Annotated in this window: 18 protein-coding genes; 6 read left to right on the top strand and 12 right to left on the bottom strand. The window is 67.8% G+C overall.

What is annotated here, in order from left to right; genetic code table 11:
- Positions 1–45 precede the first annotated feature (45 nt).
- From VGP60_RS02190 to VGP60_RS02180, 3 genes are all read right to left on the bottom strand, one after another.
- A complete protein-coding gene (locus VGP60_RS02190; protein ID WP_003073605.1) occupies positions 46–642 on the bottom strand; it encodes a response regulator transcription factor in 597 nt (198 codons plus the stop codon).
- Positions 643–782: 140 nt separating this feature from the next.
- The gene (locus VGP60_RS02185) at positions 783–1,631 is read right to left on the bottom strand and encodes a hypothetical protein (RefSeq protein ID WP_327546115.1); all 849 of its coding nucleotides are present in this window, start codon (positions 1,629–1,631) and stop codon (positions 783–785) included.
- Between the two features lie 27 nt (positions 1,632–1,658).
- A complete protein-coding gene (locus tag VGP60_RS02180; RefSeq protein WP_414640274.1) occupies positions 1,659–2,576 on the bottom strand; it encodes a MerR family transcriptional regulator in 918 nt (305 codons plus the stop codon).
- A gap of 219 nt (positions 2,577–2,795) precedes the next feature.
- On the opposite strand from VGP60_RS02180, the gene VGP60_RS02175 reads away from it, so the two are divergent.
- Positions 2,796–3,098, top strand: coding sequence for a WhiB family transcriptional regulator (locus VGP60_RS02175; protein WP_327546113.1), 303 nt, complete (start codon positions 2,796–2,798; stop codon positions 3,096–3,098).
- A 27-nt stretch (positions 3,099–3,125) separates the two neighbouring features.
- Here the strand turns inward: VGP60_RS02175 and VGP60_RS02170 are convergent, their stop codons facing one another.
- On the bottom strand, positions 3,126–3,752 hold the full coding sequence (locus VGP60_RS02170) for a TetR/AcrR family transcriptional regulator (protein ID WP_327546112.1): 627 nt from the start codon (positions 3,750–3,752) through the stop codon (positions 3,126–3,128).
- A 90-nt stretch (positions 3,753–3,842) separates the two neighbouring features.
- Between VGP60_RS02170 and VGP60_RS02165 the strand changes: the two genes are divergently transcribed.
- Positions 3,843–4,583 carry an SDR family NAD(P)-dependent oxidoreductase gene (locus tag VGP60_RS02165; protein WP_327546111.1) on the top strand — a complete coding sequence of 247 codons (741 nt, stop codon included), beginning with the start codon at positions 3,843–3,845 and terminating at the stop codon, positions 4,581–4,583.
- Between the two features lie 104 nt (positions 4,584–4,687).
- On the opposite strand, the gene groL is transcribed toward VGP60_RS02165, so the two are convergent.
- The 3 genes from groL to VGP60_RS02150 form a co-directional block, all read right to left on the bottom strand.
- Positions 4,688–6,304, bottom strand: coding sequence for a chaperonin GroEL (gene groL, locus VGP60_RS02160; RefSeq protein WP_327546110.1), 1,617 nt, complete (start codon positions 6,302–6,304; stop codon positions 4,688–4,690).
- 95 nt (positions 6,305–6,399) lie between these two features.
- Positions 6,400–6,693: a co-chaperone GroES gene (gene groES, locus VGP60_RS02155; protein WP_009072407.1), complete on the bottom strand. Its 294-nt coding sequence runs from the start codon at positions 6,691–6,693 to the stop codon at positions 6,400–6,402.
- A 265-nt stretch (positions 6,694–6,958) separates the two neighbouring features.
- Positions 6,959–10,234 (bottom strand): choice-of-anchor D domain-containing protein, encoded by a 3,276-nt coding sequence (locus VGP60_RS02150; RefSeq protein ID WP_327546109.1) that lies wholly within the window; start codon positions 10,232–10,234, stop codon positions 6,959–6,961.
- A gap of 332 nt (positions 10,235–10,566) precedes the next feature.
- On the opposite strand from VGP60_RS02150, the gene VGP60_RS02145 reads away from it, so the two are divergent.
- Positions 10,567–12,486 (top strand): peptidoglycan recognition family protein, encoded by a 1,920-nt coding sequence (locus tag VGP60_RS02145; protein ID WP_327546108.1) that lies wholly within the window; start codon positions 10,567–10,569, stop codon positions 12,484–12,486.
- A 1-nt stretch (position 12,487) separates the two neighbouring features.
- Here the strand turns inward: VGP60_RS02145 and VGP60_RS02140 are convergent, their stop codons facing one another.
- Both VGP60_RS02140 and xrtP read right to left on the bottom strand, forming a co-directional pair.
- Entirely contained in the window at positions 12,488–13,873 is a 1,386-nt protein-coding gene (locus VGP60_RS02140; protein ID WP_327546107.1) for a glycosyltransferase, read from the bottom strand.
- The gene (gene xrtP, locus VGP60_RS02135; RefSeq protein WP_327546106.1) at positions 13,870–14,364 is read right to left on the bottom strand and encodes an exosortase P; all 495 of its coding nucleotides are present in this window, start codon (positions 14,362–14,364) and stop codon (positions 13,870–13,872) included. Before xrtP ends, VGP60_RS02140 begins: the two co-directional genes overlap by 4 nt.
- A 367-nt stretch (positions 14,365–14,731) precedes the next feature.
- Here xrtP and VGP60_RS02130 point away from each other — a divergent pair, with 367 nt between their 5' ends.
- From VGP60_RS02130 to wecB, 3 genes are all read left to right on the top strand, one after another.
- Complete coding sequence (locus VGP60_RS02130; RefSeq protein ID WP_327546105.1) at positions 14,732–15,496, top strand: choice-of-anchor P family protein; 765 nt, start codon at positions 14,732–14,734, stop codon at positions 15,494–15,496.
- Between the two features lie 12 nt (positions 15,497–15,508).
- Entirely contained in the window at positions 15,509–15,688 is a 180-nt protein-coding gene (locus VGP60_RS02125; protein WP_327546104.1) for an LPXTG cell wall anchor domain-containing protein, read from the top strand.
- 100 nt (positions 15,689–15,788) lie between these two features.
- On the top strand, positions 15,789–16,946 hold the full coding sequence (gene wecB, locus VGP60_RS02120; RefSeq protein WP_327546103.1) for a non-hydrolyzing UDP-N-acetylglucosamine 2-epimerase: 1,158 nt from the start codon (positions 15,789–15,791) through the stop codon (positions 16,944–16,946).
- Here wecB and tsaD read toward each other — a convergent pair.
- From tsaD to tsaB, 3 genes are read right to left on the bottom strand one after another with little or no spacing between them, the layout of a single operon-like run.
- Positions 16,927–17,973, bottom strand: a complete 1,047-nt coding sequence (gene tsaD / locus VGP60_RS02115) for a tRNA (adenosine(37)-N6)-threonylcarbamoyltransferase complex transferase subunit TsaD (RefSeq protein WP_327546102.1) — start codon at positions 17,971–17,973, stop codon at positions 16,927–16,929. The genes wecB and tsaD overlap by 20 nt on opposite strands.
- Positions 17,973–18,449 carry a ribosomal protein S18-alanine N-acetyltransferase gene (gene rimI, locus VGP60_RS02110; RefSeq protein ID WP_327546101.1) on the bottom strand — a complete coding sequence of 159 codons (477 nt, stop codon included), beginning with the start codon at positions 18,447–18,449 and terminating at the stop codon, positions 17,973–17,975. The genes tsaD and rimI overlap by 1 nt, the downstream gene beginning before the upstream one ends.
- Complete coding sequence (gene tsaB / locus VGP60_RS02105; RefSeq protein ID WP_327546100.1) at positions 18,446–19,114, bottom strand: tRNA (adenosine(37)-N6)-threonylcarbamoyltransferase complex dimerization subunit type 1 TsaB; 669 nt, start codon at positions 19,112–19,114, stop codon at positions 18,446–18,448. The genes rimI and tsaB overlap by 4 nt, the downstream gene beginning before the upstream one ends.
- Between the last annotated feature and the right edge of the window lie 69 nt (positions 19,115–19,183).

The following is a 19,183-nucleotide window of genomic DNA, read 5'->3' as shown; positions in this document are numbered from 1 at the left end:
TCCCCGGCCCGTCGCGCGTCGATCGATCCTCGAAAACAGCGTTCTCTAGGACACCAGGCCGCGGCGGAAGCCGTGTGCCACAGCCTGGGCGCGGTCACGCACGCCCAGTTTGCGGAACAGCCGGCGGGCATGGGTCTTCACGGTGTCCTCCGACAGGTAGAGCTCGCGGCCGATCTGGCCGTTGCTCTTGCCCTGGCTCATACCGCGCAGCACCTGGAGCTCGCGCTCGGTGAGCTGCACGCCCGGGTCGGAGGGTTGGCGGGGTGCCGGCACCGAGGTGCTGGCCAGGGTGTGCGCCAGTGCGGCCACCAGTTCCGGACGGGACGCGTCCCACCGGAGATAGCCGCGGGCACCGCCGGCGATCGCGGCAGCGATGCTGCCCGCGTCGTCCGGAGCACCGAAAACGATGACGTTCGCCTGGGGATTCGCCGAGACGAGGCGCCTGGTGGCCTCGACCCCGGTGGGTACCGCGCGCTGGGTCCCGACGAGCACCACATCCACGGGCTGTCGGGAGTACCTGGCCAGGAGCTCGTCACCGTGCGCTACGCAGTCGATGCGACTGACCCCTGGAACAGCAGACATCACGCGAGTAAGCCCTTCGCGGACACTGCGTCGGTCGTCGCAGATCAAGACCGTCGTCACGGGGTTTCCTTCCTGCAGCCGGGTGACATTCCATAACCCCTATCGGACGCTTTAGGCCCGACCTTGACACGATCCGGTGGCTTTTTTTGAAAGTTCTTAGCCCGGATGCCGGAATGGGCTGTCCAACAGGGGCATTGAGCTCAAGTTGGCACCCACGGCGATTCCCGTGCGATACGCCTACCGCCAGGATCGGCGCGCAGTAACACTCCGTGCAACACCTGTGCGCTTCTGAATCGATACTTCTCGACCGGCTCTGCCCCAAGATTCCCCGCGATCGAGCAAGCGGGCCAAATAAGTGAAGAGAATTCGCATTTTTCGGCCTCCTGCAGGGCGTTTTCGACGAGCCTTTTCGCACGATCGTGCGTCCCGGGGTCGCCAGTGGCCGCCAGCGTCGCGCCCAGGACGAGATCGGACTTGACCGAATGGCGGTATGCCCCGCGGGCCCGGGAGAGCTCAGCGGCCCGCTCGGCGGGCGCAACGGCGTCTTCCGGCGCCCCCGCGGCGAGTTCGATCTCGGCCGAGACCCAGCCTGAGCGCACTTCGCCCCGCCATCCGGCCGGAATCCCGGCCGCGGCGGCGGCCAGACGCCGCGCGGCGGGCAGCCTGGCGAGCGCGAGATTGTCCGCGGCCAAACCGAGCAGGGCGTCCGACATCGCACCACGCGCGTCCAATCCATCCGGGTCGTCTGTTTTGTGCAGTTCCAGCGCTCGCGACGCCTTGAGGAGAGCGGGGCCGTCGAAGCGCCGTGCGGCCGCATGCCCGCCCAGTTGCCGTCGGTGCGACGCGAAAACGCTGCCGGCCAGCGAGGCGATCACCGGGTCTTCGTCGCGGACGAGCCCGGTCAGGATCGTCGCGGCGGCTCCGTAGCGCCCTCGCCCGCCCAGGACTATCGCGCTGAGCAGCGCTGCTTTCGGCGTCGATGGCCTGCCGGGCACCCGCGCCAGTGGCAGCTCCCCGAAAGCCGCGCGACGCAGCTCGTCTTCCCGCACCCGTCCACTCCCCCTCAACTGTGTGTGTCAGTTGTAGCGGCTGGTACCGACAAGAACGTATTCCAGCCGCTCGGCCGCGCTCGCGACCCCGTCGAGCAGCTCGACGTTGTCGGGCAGGGTCGCCGGGTCCCAGCCGGGCCCGCAGGCGAACAGGCGGCTGCGCTGGCGTCCGCGCGAAACCCTGGCGAACAACCTCGGGTCGGCGACCCCACGACGGCGCGCCCACAGGACGACGGCGGCAGGCGCACTGCGTCTGACGGCTACGGCCAGTACGTCCGCGGGCAGCGGGACGCCGAAAAGCTGGGTGCCGAGGGTCCGCTCGGCTAGGCAGGCGGCGAGGGCGTACATCGCCATGCTGTCGCGTTCGTCCGGCACACAGCCGAGGAGAACGGGCCGATGGTTGCGCGGTTTGGCGAGCACCGGGGTGGCGCGGACCAGCGCGGCGAACACGCACTCGGCCAGCAGGTATTCGACTTCGGCGCCGGCGCTGACGCCACGCCAGCGGGCGCCGAGCGCGCTGAGGACGGGGTCGATCACGCCTTCCCAGCCGGCGAGCACGCCGGCTTCGGCGATGGTTTCGGCCAGCATCCGCTGGACCGCGCCGACGTCCATGGCGAGCGCGGCGGTGCTCAGGCGCCGGGCCAGCCGCGACGGGCCGTCCTGGTCGCCCGGCAGCACGACCGCGCTTTCGCCGCTGTCCGGCGACGACGGCAACGGCTGGTCAGGGGTGGATTTGGGCATCTGCTCGAGGGCGTACCGGGCGGCTTCGGCAGTCGACGCGCCACGCAACAGGGCCCGCTGCATGAGCTCCAGCCTGCCGATGTCGGAGCTTCCGTAGCGGCGGTGACGGCCGTCGGTATGCCTGCTCGGGCCCAGGCCGTAGCGGCGGTCCCAAGTTCTGAGGGTCGACGGTGCGACGCCGAGCCGGCGCGCCACCGAGGCCACCGGCAGGGTCGGTTCGTCCGCACTAGACCCGGCTCCCACCGGACCCAATATCCAGGCCCGGGCAGATCGCGGCAACCGGAGTCGAAACGGCCTCTCACACCTACGGGGGAAGCCTAACGGCTGAATTAAGCCCAATCCCTTGAACAAGTATTGAAGCGCTTCTAACGTTACGGCCGTTGCACCGAATGGAGTAGTCGACCGGACGACGGAGGCGGTCAGATGGCAGACACGCGCAGGCTCCCCGGCCCCAATGCGGATATTTGGGACTGGCAGCTGGAGGGTTCGTGCCGGGGGATGGACAGCGGGTCCTTCTTTCACCCCGACGGCGAACGCGGACCGGCGAGAGCCCGCCGGGAGGCCAGAGCGAAGGCGGTATGTCTCGCCTGCCCGGTTCTGGAAATGTGCCGCCGACACGCGTTGGCGGTGCACGAGCCCTACGGCATTTGGGGCGGGCTCTCCGAGGCGGAACGGGAGAACATCATCAAGTCCGACAAGCGCTCGCTGAGTTTGTCGAGCAGCTGAACCACGGTCACGACGCAGGGGTGTCACTCACTTGGGTGGCGCCCCTTTGTCGTAACCGCTGTCGTAACCGCGCCAGGCGGCCATCGCGCCGTCGACCACCGCCGTCAGCTCGCTCGCTTTGGCGCCGTCCCTGGCCTGGATCGAGAGGCCGTTGAGCACGGTGATGTAAAACGCGGCCATCCCGTCGACGTCGGTTCCCTGGGGCAGTTCGCCGTCGGCCACGCCCTGCCGAAGGCGGCCCCGGAGCGATTCCTGGCTCGAGCGGCGCATCTCGGTGAGGTAGTCGTGGATCCCCTGGTTGCCCGGGGTGTAGTTGGTCGCGGCGAGCACGATCATGCAGCCGGCCGGGTGCTCCGGCAGGACGTAGCTCTCGGCGTTGTCGCGCAGCATCGCCTCGACGGCCTCGCGCGCCGTCGGCCGTTCGGTGAGCGCGCGGGAAGTCATCCCGCCGAAGGTCGCTCCGTAGAGCGCGACGGCCTCGCGGAACAGCGCTTCCTTGCCCCCGAAGGCGGCATACAGGCTCGGGGAGCCGATACCCATCGCGGTGGTCAGGTCGGTCATCGAGGCGCACTCGTAACCGAGTTCCCAGAAGACGTACATCGCTTGCCGCAGCGCCGCTTCGCGGTCGAAAGAGCGGGGGCGACCTCGTGACATTTTTCTCTACCGATCGACACAGAAACCCTTGACGGCGAACTGTACCCGACCTCATTATGTGTCGATCACTACAGAAATGGGGGCACCGTCATGGGGACACTCGAAGGCAAGGTCGCACTGGTGACCGGCGGAAGCCGCGGCATCGGCCGGGCGATCGCACTGCGGCTGGCCGAGGAGGGCGCGAACGTCGCCTTCACCTACACCGCGTCGCACGACAAGGCCGCCGAAGTCGTCGCCGAGATCGAATCCCACGGCCGCAAAGCCCTCGCCATCCAGGCGGACTCCGCCGACCCAGCCGCCGTCACCAACGCCGTCGAGACCACCGCGAGCGCGTTTAGCGGGCTAAACGTCCTCGTGAACAACGCGGGGGTCTGGGTGACCGGGGAAATCGGCGACGTCACCGTCGAGGACATCGACCGCGTGCTGGCCATCCATGTGCGGGCCGTGTTCGTCGCCGCGACGGCGGCCGCGCGGCATCTGCCGGAGGGCGGGCGGATCATCACCATCGGCAGCAACCTGGCCGAGCGCGTGCCGGGGCCGGGCCTGAGCCTGTACGCGGCGAGCAAGGCCGCGGTGCTCGGGATGACGCGGGGCATCGCCAGGGACCTCGGGCCGCGCGGGATCACCGCGGTGGTGGTGCAGCCGGGCTCGACGTCGACCGACATGAACCCCGGCGACGGGCCGCACGCCGACGACCAGCGCGCGCTGAGTCCGCTGGGTCGGTTCGCGGACGCCGCCGAGATCGCCGCGACCGTCGCCCACCTGGCCGGCGACGCGGGCCGCTTCATCACCGGCACCGCGATCACCGTCGACGGCGGCACGAACGCCTGACCTGCGTTTAGCGGGCTAATCGTCGCGCGCGGGGCCCTGGAGCTGGGGACAGCAAAGCGGGGCGGCACCACACTGAGGTGGCACCGCCCCGCTTCGGGGTGTGACTAGTGCGAGTGGCCGTGGCCGGCGCCGCCCGAAGGCTCGGCGTCAGCGGGCTTCTCGACAACAGCGCTCTCCGTAGTGAGCACGAGGCGAGCGATCGACGCGGCGTTGGAGACCGCGGAACGGGTCACCTTCACCGGGTCGACGATGCCGGCCGCGAGCAGGTCGGTGAGCTCACCGGTGGCGGCGTTGAAGCCCTGCCCCCAGGTCTGCTCCTTGACCTTGTTCACGATGACAGCGCCTTCGAAACCGGCGTTGGTCGCGATCCAGAACAGCGGCGCGGTGAGCGCGTCGCGAACCAGACGGACACCGGTCGCTTCGTCACCGGTCAAGCCGAGGTCACCCTCGAGCTCCTTGACCGCATGAACCAGCGCCGAGCCACCACCGGGGACGATGCCCTCTTCGACGGCCGCCTTGGTCGCTGCCACGGCGTCTTCGATGCGGTGCTTACGCTCGTTGAGCTCGGTCTCGGTGGCCGCGCCGACCTTGATGATCGCGACACCGCCACCCAGCTTCGCGAGGCGCTCCTGCAGCTTTTCCCGGTCCCAGTCGGAATCGGTGGAGTCGATCTCACGGCGGATCTGCGAGATCCGGTCGGAGATGGCCTCCTTGGTGCCGCCACCGTCGACGATCGTGGTGTTGTCCTTCGTCACCACGATGCGGCGGGCGGTACCCAGCGAGCTGATGTTCGCCTCGGAGAGCTTCATGCCGATCTCGCCCGAGATGACCTCGGCGCCCGTGACGACCGCGAGGTCGTCCAGGAACGCCTTGCGACGGTCACCGAAGAACGGCGCCTTGACGGCGACGGCGGTGATCGTCTTGCGCAGCGAGTTCACCACGAGGGTGGACAGCGCTTCGCCGTCGACGTCCTCGGCGATGATGAGCAGCGGCTTCTTGGCCTCGACGACCTTCTCCAGCAGCGGGAGAAGGTCGGCCAGCGCCGAGATCTTCTCGCGGTGCAGCAGGATGTAGGCATCCTCGAGGATGGCCTTCTGGTCTTCGGGGTTGGTCGCGAAGTGCGCCGACAGGAAACCCTTGTCGAACTGCACGCCCTCGGTGATCACGAGCTCGGTCGCCATGGTGGACGACTCTTCGATCGTGATGACGCCGTCTTCGCCGACCCGCTCCACGGCCTCGCCGAGCAGCGCGCCGATGGCGGCGTCACGGGAGGTCACGGTGCCGACCTGGGCGATGCTCTCGCGGCCCTTGACCGGGGTGGCCTTGGCCTTGAGGACCTCGATGACCTTCTCGGCGGCGGCCTCGATGCCACGCCCGAGCGAAGTCGGGTTGGCACCGGCCGCGACGTTGCGCAGGCCGACCCGCACGAGCGACTGCGCCAGCACGGTGGCCGTGGTGGTGCCGTCACCGGCGACGTCGTTGGTCTTGGTGGCCACGTTCTTGGCCAGCTGGGCGCCCAAGTTCTCGAACGGGTCGTCCAGGTCGATCTCACGGGCGACCGTCACGCCGTCGAGCGTGATCGTCGGCCCGCCGAACTTCTTGTCCAGCACGACGTGCCGGCCACGGGGGCCGAGGGTGACCTTGACCGCGTTCGCGAGCTTGTTCACCCCGCGCTCCAGTGCGCGACGAGCGTCCTCGTCGAAACTAATCTGCTTAGGCATAGCCTTTTCCGCTTACCTTTCGAAGTCTTGAAAGCACAAACGCCCCGGCTCCCGGCTAAGCGGGACCCGGGGCGTCATGCGCTTTGAGCAGAACGTCAGTTGATGACGGCCAGCACGTCGCGGGCGGAAAGGATCAAGTAGTCCTCACCGTTGTACTTGACTTCGGTGCCGCCGTACTTGGAGTAGATGACGACGTCGCCGACAGCCACATCCAACGGGACACGGTTGCCCTTGTCGTCGATCCGGCCTGGCCCAACGGCCAGAACCTTGCCCTCCTGGGGCTTTTCCTTGGCGGTGTCGGGGATGACGAGACCGGAAGCGGTCGTCTCCTCGGCCTCGCTCGTCTGGACAACGATCTTGTCCTCAAGCGGCTTGATGTTGACGCTCACCGGGTTGACCTCCACGGGTCGTCGAAAGCGTTGGCAGGTTCGTAAAACTTAGGCTCCTACCACCCCCGCCGTCGCGGGTGCCGGGGCTGTTTGGTGCCGTCGATTAGCACTCTAGCCACCTGAGTGCTAGTTGCGCAACCAGGGTCGGTAAGACCGGGGAAAACGGCCCGATCAAGCGTCTGACCGGCGGCTCTGCGGACGTCGGGGTGACGAGAGGCGCGGGGCGCCGATACCACCGGCACCCCGCGCGGCTCAGCGGTAGACGTCAGCGGTAGACGACCTGGACCGATCCCGCGGAGTTCACGAAGGTCGCCGTGCCGCCGCTGAAATCGTTACGACGGCCACCGCTCACCGCGTATTCGTCGGAAGTCGGGTAACGCAACCGGCTGTTCTCCCACCCGAGCGAGGCCCACTTGGCGCGAATCGACCCGTAGATCACGTGCGAGCCCGTCGAGGGTGACGAATAGATCGACCCCCCATCGGCACGTGAGAAGTGGTTGTACCGGCCGATGCCGTCCGGCGTCCCCAACTCGTCGGTGATCGGGTAGCCGACCGGACTGCCTTCCCAGCCCAGCCCGGCCCACTTGGCGCGAATCCCGCCGTAGATCGCGTGCGGGCCGGTCGCGTTCGTGAAGTAGATCGACGCCCCATCGGCACGCGAGAAGTGATTGTACCGGCCGATGCCGTCCGGCGTCCCCAACTCGTCGGTGATCGGGTAACCGACCGGACTGAGCTCCCAGCCCAGCTCGGCCCACTTGGTCCGGATCGACCCGTAGATCGCGTGTGCGCGGGACCCGTTCGTGAAGTAGATCGACGCCCCATCCGCACGCGAGAAATGGTTGTACCAGCCGAGACCGTCCGGTGTCGGCAGCTCGTCGGTGATCGGATAGCCGAGCATCCCGGTCGGGCCGCCCATCGCCCGGTAGTGCTCCGCGACCATGCCGCGCACCGCCCGCGCACCCGTTTGCGGCGACCAGAAGATGGAACCGTTGGCGAAGTCCTGTCCCTTGCCGCCACCGGGAATGTCGTAGACCGCGGTCACCGGATCCCGCAGACCGGAGTCCTTGGAACCGCCCAGTTCCTGGTAGTGCACGCCGATCGGATCGGTGTTCCCGTTCAGTTGCACCGTCGTCTCACCACTGCCGTCGTTACTGGTGATGAGATACCTGCCGGTCGCCGGATAGACGGAGTCCGGGGTGAACGTGACGCGCTGGACCAGCTCGTCGCCCGCCGAGAGGACCTGCCCCTCGGCGACCGGGGTTTCGGTGTGGAACACCCCGGCCGGCGCCTTCGCCTTGGTGATCGTCATCGGCACTGTGCCGGTGTTGGCGATGATGAACTGCTTGGTGACCGACTGGCCGACCGGGACGACGCCGAAGTCCACCAAGGACGGTTCCAAGGTGAGCTCTGGTTGCCCGGTGAGCGCGACCCCCTTGAGTGGCACGGTCACCGATCCCTGATCGCTCCGCACGATCAGTTGCCCGGATTCAGTGGTGCCGTTAGGGGTACCCACCGGCGGGTCGTACACGATCGTGACCGTGGTCGACGTCTCCGGTTCGAGCACGGTCCCGACGACCGGGAGGTTGATCGTGCGGAACGAGCCGGTCGGCGAGGTGACCTCGGTGATCGTCTCGGGTGTGGTCCCCGTGTTGCTGATGCCGACCCGGAGTTCCCTGGCCGCGCCGGTCGGGACCGCACCGAAGTCCAAAGTGGACGGAGTGGCGCCAAGACCGGGCTGGGTTCCCTGTCCGTGCAGGTCCAGCGCGGTGTCCCCGGCATCCGTCTTGAAGGTCAAGCTCGCCGTCTCATCGCCCCAGGTGCCGGGACTGAACGTCACCGGGACCATCAGGGACTGTCCGTTGGCCAAGGTCACCGGAGCCGCCAGCGTGGCGCCGAACGGGGCCGACGTCGAAACACCGGTCACCGTCAGCGCCCGGGTCGCGGTCACCGTCACGTTCTTGGAGGCCGTCGTACCCACCGCGGTGGAACCGAAGTCGAGCGGTTTGGTCTCCAGTATCGCGGTGGTGGGCCTGCCGAAGCCGATCAGCTGACCGGTGCGGTTGCCGACAAAGACGCGTCCGGCGTCCGTACCGGGCACGCTGAACTTCGAAGAGGTGCCGATGGGCGCGGAGTACCGCATTTTGAGCACACCGTTGACCGGAATCGGGTCGTAGGCACGCAACTGGGAGTTCTCCCCGGTGGGACCGGGGGTGTAGACGACCCAGACCAGCGCCGTGCCGGAGGTGCTGCCGGTCGAGGTAATCACCGGCGACCCCGACGTGTAGCCGAAGTTGTCGGGCGTCGTGCCGACCGACGTGAGCGAGGGCTTCGGGCCGGTTTTGTTGTACTTCAACGCACGCATGGGACCGACGGCCTCCACGGTGTAGACGTAGCCGCCGTCACCGCCCCAGAAACCGGGGCGACCCCAGACCCCTTTGAACGGGCCGGTCATCCCGATCACGTTGTCGCCACCATCGGGGCCCTGCGCCGCGCCGCCGAGGTGATCGGCGTCGAGCAGGTAGACGCGGCCGTCCTTGCCGACCTGGACGACCATCCTGGGGTAGTCCGCGGTGCCGAACTCCGGCGGCAGTGCCATCGGCCCGCCGGACCCGAGGTCGTAGTCGTCCTGGTTGAGGTCGGTGTTGTCGTGCGGGCTGAAGAAGCTCTTCGCGGTGAGCGTGCCGTCGGGATTCACCGCGAGCCGAACCACCGCTTCGCCGAGCGTGTTCGGCGGCGTGTCACCGGGGCCGGGCGCGGGCGCGATGCCGTTACCGGTGGCCACGATGATCCGGCCGGGGCCGTCGGAGGTGAGTCCGGCTCCCGACTGCCAGATACCCGCCTCGTCGGAAGCCCCGCCTTCGGTGGACCACAGGGTCGTCTGCCGTCCGGTCGAGCCGTTCACTCCGACGATGTAGCCGACATAGGGCGTGTAGTCGCAATGGCTCGCGAAGCCGGCGTAGATCACGCCGTCCAGCAGCAGGAGGCCCGGACGCTGCATGGCCGTCATCGGATTGAACGGAACGCTGGGATTGTTCGACGGCGCGCCCTTGATGACGGTCGGGAAACCCGCGCGCTCCACGCCGGTTTTGACGTCGAGCGCGTGCATGTACCAGTTCGGGTTTCTCGCGTCGGGCCCGTTGTTGACCTTGGCGGTGAAGTAGACGGCGCCGGTCGCCGGGTCGTAGACCGGGGTGGCGGTGGCGCCGATGGTGGGCGTGAGGTCACCACAGCCGACCGTGGCGGACGGCCACGCGGGACCGACGTTGACCTCCCACTTCTTCGCGCCGGTGACCGGGTCGAGCCCGTAGGCGTTGTTGGCCTCCGTCACCGCGACGACGACGCCCGCGGCGACGATCGGCTGGGCGTAGATCTGCCCTTCCAGCTGAGTCGTGAAAAGCCTGCCGAAGTCGGAGGCGCTCACTTGTGAAGGCACGAGCCCTGGCTCGTTCGGATCCCAGCCGGTGCGCAGCGTCGAGTACCCGGAAGTCGTGTCGTCCGCGGCCGCGGCGCCCGGAACGAGCAGTGCGGCGATCACGGCCACGCAAAGCATGGCACGAGAGCGCCGAAGCGATGTTCGCATGAAACCCCCAATGACGTCGGAACGCACAAAATGGTGCGATTCCGTTAACTCCCCTTCGTCGCTTCACTCCTTCGTGTTACGCCGAATAGCCCACGGAAGTGAGATGGAAGCGGAAAGTAGTCAAACCGGGGGCGAGATCACGTGCGGTGGTCTCGAAGCCCAGTGGGTCAGGACACGCCGCGCGAGCGCGATTAGCCCGCTAAACGCAGGTCGGGGCGGGGTTGATACTTACGCCAAGGGTGAGTTTGTTGTTAAGTTCTCACCTCCAGAACCACGCATTGGGGGTCCCCGCCATGCATCGCCCTGCCCGCCTGGCCCAACTGGCCACGGTGACACTCGCCGCAGGCCTGTTAGCCGCTGTGCCCGCCGCCGCAAGCCAACCCACCGACCAACAGCGTCAACAGGCGTTCACCGCCGCCGCCCACGAGTTCGGCGTACCGGAGAGCGTGCTGCTCGGGGTGTCCTATCTCGAATCACGCTGGGACTCCAACGCCGGCACACCCAGCACCTCGGCCGGCTACGGCCCGATGCACCTGACCGACCTGCGCGCCGCGGGTTCGGGCAGCCACCACGACGACGGCACCGAGGACGCCCGCGGCGACGACGCCCGGCCCGCGGTCCAGCCGGAGGCGCCGACCACGACAGCGCCGCCCGCCGGGCTCCAGACCATCGACATCGCCGCCACGCTGACCCACAACGACGTGGCGACCCTGCGCACCGACACCACCCAGAACATCCGGGGCGGCGCCGCGCTGCTGGCCGACTACCAGCGTCAGCTCGGCGCCCGCGGCGACACGCCTTCGGGCTGGTACGGCGCCGTCGCGCGCTACAGCGGCGCGTCCGACACGGCCGCCGCGTCGGCCTTCGCGGACGAGGTCTTCGCCACGATCACGAGCGGCATCGCCCGCGTCACCGACGACGGCCAGCGCCTCCAGCTGGCGGCCGTTCCAGACCTCGTCCCGGCCCGCGACCAACTCGGCGAACTGGGCCTCAAGGAGACCAAGGCGTCCGATGTGGAGTGTCCGCGCGGCATCTCCTGCGAGTCGGTTCCCGCGCCGTACCAGGAACTCCCGAACAACGACTACGGCAACCACGACCTGGCGAACCGCCCCGAGAGCCAGAAGATCGACTACATCGTCATCCACGACACCGAGGGCTACTTCGACACCGCGATGCGGCTGGTCACCGACCCGGCCTACGTCAGCTGGCACTACACGATCCGCTCGGCCGACGGCCACATCGCGCAGCACGTGCCGACCAAGGATGTCGGCTGGCACGCCGGGAACTGGTACGTCAACGCGAAATCCGTCGGTATCGAGCACGAAGGCTTCGCCGCCAAGGGAACCTGGTACACCGAGGCGATGTACCGCACGTCGTCGAAGCTGGTGCGCTACCTCGCGAACAAGTACGACATCCCGCTCGACCGCGCGCACATCATCGGCCACGACAACGTCCCGGGCACGATCCCGTCGACGATCGCCGGTATGCACTGGGATCCGGGCCCCTACTGGGATTGGTCGCACTACTTCGACCTGCTCGGCGCGCCGCTCGGCCACGGCTTCGGCCTGCCGAACTCCAGCCTGGTGACGATCAACCCCGACTTCGCGAAGAACAAGCCCGTCTTCACCGGCTGCGAAACGGCCGGAACAACTTGTGTGTCAAGGGGATCGGCGTCGGTCGTGCTGCACACCGCACCGAGCCAGGACGCGCCACTGCTCACCGACATCGGCATGCGTCCCAATGGTTCGCCCGCGACGATGGCCGTTTCGGACGTCGGCAGCCGGGTGGAAACCGGGCAGCGCTACGCCGTCGCCGATCGCAGTGGTGACTGGACGGCCATTTGGTACCTGGGCCAGAAGGGCTGGTTCTTCAACCCCCGCAACGCGAAAACGGCCCAGCCCGCGATCGGCAAGGTGATCACGCCGAAGCCCGGCCTGGCCACGATCCCGGTCTACGGCAGGGCGTATCCCGAACCCGAGGCGTACCCGTCGACGGTTCCGGTGCAGTCGGTCGTGCCGCTGCCGTACACGTTGTCCGCCGGGCAGCGTTATTCCGCCGCGGACACGGTGAACGCGGAGTACTACAGCGCGACCACGTTCGACGCCGCGAACCACGTCGTCGTCCGCGGCAAGACCAAGTACGTGCAGATCCAGTTCGGACACCGGATCGCGTTCGTCAAGGCTGACGACGTGCGCATCCTGCCCGCCTGGTGAATCAGCTGTCCAGCGCGACCTTGACGCCTGGTGCGTGTTCGGTGTTGCGGCGGGTCTTCGACCAGCCGTTCCGGCCACGCACCAGGCGGAACAGCGCGCGCCACGACGTGATGTAGAACGTGTAGATGTACAGCGCGTACGCCAGGCCCATCCCGATTCCGCGCAGAATGTTCTTGTTGTGTAAGCACTTCACCTGATAGATCGGGCCCCACACGATGAACGGCAGCAGCCCGAACGAGCCGTAGATCGCGAACAGGATCCACGCGCCTTCGCTGAACCAAGCCCACACCTGCGCCGGATCACCCGCGGTGCTGACGAGCAGCAGGATGAACGGGATCGGGTACAGCAGCGAACCGAGCAGCTGCATCCACGGCTGCGCGAGGTAGTACATCATCTCGGCCGCGCCCAAAGTGCTTACGTGCGGCGAATCCCAGATGCGCCGCAGATACCGCGCGCACTGCATGGTGCCCTGGCCCCACCTGGTGCGCTGCACCAAAAAACGCCGGAGACTGTACAGACCTTCTTGTGCCACATGGGAATCCGGGGTGAACCCGGTACGCCAGCCGGCCGTCAGCAGGTGCACGCCGAGTTCGAAGTCCTCGAGCAGCGAACCTCGCCACGGCTGTGCGGAGTCCCCGGCGATCGAATCGAGCGCGGTGAGCCGGGTGAACTGCCCGTTGCCGCCCATGGAAATCGTCCCGGTGAAGCCGCGGGACGTCTGGATCGCGGCGATCGCGGTGCGGAACTCCAGGTCCTGCATCTGCGCGAGTTTCAGCCCGAAAGCCCTGGAAAGCCAGGAATTCCGCGGCGGCGGGGTGGTCACGTTGCTCATGCGGACGTCGAGCTGCACCGCGCCGATCCCGCTGTCGCCGAACAGGTGCTCGGCCGCGCAGACCTCCAGGCAGTTCGCGGCCGGCCTGCCGTCGGCGTCGACGACCACGACGACGACCTCGTCACGCCGCGCGTCCTCGCCCAGCCACGCGTTGAGCTCCTGGTACGCGGTGTTGAGGGCGTCGCCCTTGCCCGTCCTGGCCTCCGGGCGCCGTCGCGGCACCAGGTGCAGGTACGGATCGAAACCGCCGTTGCGACGCCACAGCGAGCGGACCACCCGTGCGGTATGGTCCTCCGAATCGTCGTCGACGACCCACACGTGGGCGTGCTTGAACGTGGTGCGCAGGTAGCGGACCGTCTCCCTGATCACGGTCTGCTCGTCGCGGCACGGCACGAAGAAATGCCACGAGAAGCCGGCGGGGTCGCCGACCGGCGCGGGCTTTCGGCGCAGGTAGGGCACCACGATCACGACGACGTAGACGATGAACGCGACGCTCATCGTCAGCGCGAACGCCTGGGTGATCGACAGCAGGATCTTGAGGGTGTTCCCGTTCATACGACCTGCTTCGGCTTCCTTGTCGACAGCCAGACGAACAGCACCAGGGTGATCGCGCCACCGAGCACGCTGACCATCGAGCCCAGCAGCGTGTGACCCCAGTAGTAGCCCTCGTCGACGCCGAGCCAGTTCACCAGCCCGACGATCGCGAGCACCCGCAACTGATTCACCAAGATCACCGCCAAAGCGGACACCGCCAACGAAAAGAACAGCCGGCGAGCATTGATCGGGCGAAACCACAACATGACCGCGGTCACCAGGAAAAGGGGAAGCAACATGAATACCGAAGAACATTCCGGCGTCATTCTCAACCCGAGTGGAGTAGCGCCCGATAACCCAAAGTAGACAGTTTCCCGTTCGCTCACCACTTCGACACCCGATGTAGTGATAACGCTGAGTATCAGACCTGAAATCTGCACTTCGAAGACCCGGTAAGCGCGTTCGACGAATACCAGGACGACCGCCGCCGCCAGCACGGCCAGCACGGCCATTCGCGCCGGAAAACGTCCTGTACCAGGCACAGGAGTACTCACAACAGCCACGACGAACCTCTCGCTTTCGAACTTCTCACGGGCGACACCCAGGCCAACGTATCACCCGTCGTGGCGCACTCAAGCCATTACATCGAGCCATACCCCAGTCGCTTTCGGCAGGACTACGGCAAATCTGACTACTCCGAAAGAGTGACATCGTCGACCACCTGGGGAAACCTCGAAAAAGTCAACTCGATCCGGTTGTCATCGCTATTTTCTGTCTCATTTCGCGATGCGCCGTCGATAGTCGGAACGCGAGCCGTCTGACCCCGCCAGGGATCCATCCTGAGCAGGCGGCGGCACCGAAAAATCGGAGGAAAAGTTGATGAAAACGCACCTCTTGCGCCGGGGTGGAATCCTCGCCGCTGTGGTCGCGAGCGTTGTCCTCGCCGGCTCGATTCCCGCTTCGGCGGCGGCAGGCGACGGCTCCGCATACGGCGTCAAAGTGGATGTGAAACTCCTCGGCGCCGACGCAGTCAAAGCGGGCCCGCTGGCCGCCGCGAACACGGCCGGTCCCACGAGCAACAGCCTGGCCCAGGCGAATCTCACCGGCATCCTGACCGCCGGCGTGATCAACACCGAAGCGAAACGTGACGACAACTCGGGCGCCGTCAGCGCGAAGGCGAGCACCGCCGACGTCGGCGTGCCGCTGCTGAAGGCGGCTCTGGGCAACGTCGGTGCCAAGGCCATCGAAGCCAAGTGCGACGCGACGCAGCAGGGGGTCGTGGGCAGCAGCACCTTCGCCAGCGCCAACCTCGGCAGCCTCGGCAACGTGCCGGTGACACCCGCGGCGAACACCACGCTCGCGGTCGGCCTCGGCCCGGTCAACGTCGCCACGATCATCCTGAACGAGCAGATCAAGAACCCCGACGGCAGCCTGACCGTCAACGCCCTGCACGTGAAACTGCTCGGCGCCGCGCTCACCCCGCTCGGTTCCGGTGACGTGATCGTGTCGTCGGCCACCTGCGGACCGGCCGGGCTTCCCATGCCGCTCGCTTCAGGCGCCGGCATGTGGATCGCGTTCGGGCTGCTCGGAGCCATCGCCATCCCCGTCGGCACGCGTCTCGTCCGCAATCGCCGCATCGCGTGAGGTGAGGCGGAAATGTACAAAATGCCAGGCGCGGGTATCGGCGTGGCCGGCGGCGGCGTCGGGTCCTTGGCCGCCACCGGCGCCGATGTCGGCTGGTGGATCGCGGTGGGCTTGCTGCTGCTGGTCCTCGGGACGGCTGCGGTGATCGCGTCGTACCGGAGGACAAGGCGGTTGGCCCGGATCAAGGGCTGATCGAACGACGAAGGTGTCCGGCTGCCGGGATGTCCCCCGCGTGCTGGCAGCCGGACACCCGGTTCGACACAATGACGTTGTGAATGAGGAGCCACCAAGCGTGGACGTGATGATGCTGGCCGGAACACGCCCGGAAGCGGTCAAGCTCGCCGCGCTGGCCTCGGCGCTCGAAGAACACCCGGTCCTGCGGCCGGTCATCGTGCACAGTGGACAGCACGCGGGCATGGTCGAGCAGGCGCTGGTGCCGTTCGGGCTGACGGTCGACACGTGGCTGGACATCCCGCCGCGGCTCACCGGGACCCAGGCCGAACTGGTGGCGGGCATGCTGCCCGCGATCGACGAGGTGCTGCGCCGCCACGCGCCGGCCGTACTGGTCGTCCAGGGTGATACGACAACCGCCCTCGCGGGCGCGCTCGCCGCGTTCTGGCAACGGATCCCGGTGGTGCACCTGGAAGCCGGGTTGCGGACACACGATCTCGCGTCGCCCTTTCCCGAAGAGGGAAACCGGCAGATGGTCTCGCGCATCGCCGCGTTGCACCTTGCCCCGACCGAGGAGGCCGCCGCCGCGCTGCTCGCGGAAGGCGTACGCCCCGAGTTGATCGAAGTCACCGGAAACACCGTGGTGGACGCGGTTCTCGCGATCGCGGCCCGGGACCTGCCCGCACGCAACACGGCGTTGGCCTTGCTGGAGATGGAAGTCGCCGAGGCCGGGGACAGGCTCGTGCTGGTCACCTCGCATCGCCGTGAGTCCTGGGGCGAGCCCCTCGCTCGCACGCTGGACGCCGTCGAGATGATCGTCGCCGCCCACCCCAACGTGCAGGTCCTGTTCCCCGTGCACCCCAACCCGGCCGTGCGCGAACAGGTCGAAGCCGCGCTGTCCGGAGTGGACAGGGTCACCATCACCGAGCCACTCGACTACGCGGACCTCGTGCGCGCGCTCCGGCTCGCGGAACTCGTGCTCACCGACTCCGGCGGCATCCAGGAGGAAGCCCCGACCTTCGGCACGCCGGTGCTGGTGCTGCGGGAAAGCACCGAGCGCCGGGAAGGTGTCGACGCGGGCTGTGCGTGGCTCGTCGGCACCGACACCGCGCTGATCGCCGACACCGCCGCGGAGCTGCTGGCCGGGACCTTGCGGCCGACCGAAGGCGCGAATCCTTACGGTACAGGCGATGCCGCCGTGAAGTCCGTCGCCGCCATCTCGCGGCTACTCGGGCTCCACTCGTTGCCGGAGCTTCGGGTCAGACCGACACCACGTTGACCGGGAGCGCCGGGTTCGCCGAAAGGTCCAAAGAGGACTGTGGTCGTCCGGCGGCGACGACGTGTGCGCCCAGCGCGGCGATCATCGCGCCGTTGTCGGTGCACAGCTTGGGTTTCGGTACGCGCAGGGTTATCCCGGCTTGCTCACAGCGTTCCCGCGCCAAGCTGGACAACCGCGAGTTCGCCGCGACGCCACCGGAAATGACGAGCGTGCCGATGTCGAACTCCTTGGCCGCCTTGATCGCCTTGGCCGTCAGCACATCGGCGACGGCTTCCTGGAAGGACGCGGCGACGTCCTCGACCGGGACTTCCTCACCGCGTCGCTCCACGCCTTCGACCCAGCGGGCGACGGAGGTTTTCAAGCCGGAGAAGGAAAAATCGTACTTCGCGTCACGCGGGCCGGTCATGCCCCGCGGGAACGCGATCGCCTTCGGGTCGCCGTTCGCGGCGGCCTTGTCCATCGGCGGCCCGCCAGGGTACGGCAGGCCGAGCAGCCGCGCGACCTTGTCGTAGGCCTCGCCCGCCGCGTCATCCACAGTGGACCCGAGTTCGGTTATCCGCGACGCGATGTCGTCGACGCGGAGCAACTGGGTGTGGCCACCGGAGACGAGCAGCGCGAGGCACGGCGTCGGCAACGGGCCGTGCTGCAGGGTGTCCACCGCGATGTGCCCGGCGAGGTGGTTGACGCCGTACAGCGGGATGCCCAGCGCGGCGGAGTATGCCTTCGCCGCGGAAACGCCGACCAGCAGCGCACCGGCGAGCCCGGGGCCCGCGGTGACGGCGATGGCGTCCACATCGGACATCTTCAGCCCGGCCGTCTCGAAGGCGCGGCGCGTCATCGGCACCATGGCTTCCAGATGCGCGCGGCTGGCGACCTCGGGCACGACCCCGCCGAACCGGGCGTGCTGCTCGACACTGGACGCGACCTCGTCGGCCAGCAGTTCGACGGCACCATTGTCGTGCAACCGGACCAGGCCGACGCCGGTCTCGTCACAAGAACTCTCGATGCCCATGATGATCCGTGCCATCAGCCGGCCTCTTCCTGGGTCTTGGCCGGTCGCATCATCGTGTACGCGTCCGCGCCGGAAGGGTGGTAGTAGCGCTTGCGCAGGCCGATCCTGGTGAAGCCGTACCGCTCGTACAGCGCGATCGCCGGGTTGTTGTCCGTGCGTACCTCGAGGAAAACGGGAGCCTGGAGATCGTCCGCGCGCGCGAGCAACGCCGTCAGCAGCGCGGTGCCGATGCCGAGGCGCTGGTAATCGGGGTCGACGCCGATCGTGTGCACGCTGGTCTCGTACTCGCCGAGGCGGCGACCTGCGATGGCCAGCCCGGCGTAACCGACCGGGACCTCGCTGTCCTCGACGCGCGCGACGAGGTAGAAGTTGCCGATTTCGAGCTCGGACCGGAACGCCCATTCGTTCCACGGGTCGTCGCCTTCGAAGAGCATCTTCTCGATCTCGACGCAGCGGGCGATGTCGGCGCGGACCATGGGGTGGAGCTTCACTTCGCGGTCACCCGCTTGCGCGGCGCGGGCTCCACCGCGTCCGGGCGGCGGAGGTACAACGGGACGAGCGGCTCGGGAGGTTCTTTTGAGAGCAGGCTCTTCCGCGCGGCGCCCACGAGGCCCGCGGGGGTCGGGTAGTACGGCTCGACGACCTTTATGCCGAGGGTTTCGGCGTACAGCCGGGCGCCGTCGCCGGCGGCGAGCTTGATGTCGGGGCCCGACGGAAGCTCGGCCGGGCGCTGGACGTGCGGGCCGTTCAGGCGGGCGCCCCACATGTCGTAGGCGGCCCAGTAGACCTCTTTGCGGCGGGCGTCGGTGATCACCAGGAGCGGTTCGCCGCGGGGAGCTTCGTGCGCGATCGCGTCAAGGCTGCAGATCGGGTACGCCTCGATGCCGAGCGCGAACGCCAGCGCCGCCGCCGTGGCCATGCCGGAGCGGAGGCCGGTGAACGGGCCGGGGCCCACGCCGCAAACGATTGCGCCGAGCGCGCCCAGTGTCGTCCCGGCCTGTTCGACCGCTTCGAGGAGGTGCGGGGTGAGCAGTTCGCCGTGCGCGCGGGCGTCGACCGTCACGCGCTCACCGAGCACCGTGACGTCGTCGCCGTCCAGGTTCGCGACCCCCGCGGTGACCGCGGGAGTCGACGTGTCGATCGCCAGTACTAACACGGTGATCCAGCCTACGACCCACCCCCACCGCGTTCGCGTTTAGCCCACCCGTCTCCCTCCACCACCCTC

The sequence above is a fragment of the Amycolatopsis sp. genome, from assembly GCF_036008905.1.
GTDB lineage: Bacteria > Actinomycetota > Actinomycetes > Mycobacteriales > Pseudonocardiaceae > Amycolatopsis.
Note: the sequence above shows the minus strand (reverse complement) of the source record. Positions and strands in the feature narration are given on the sequence as shown.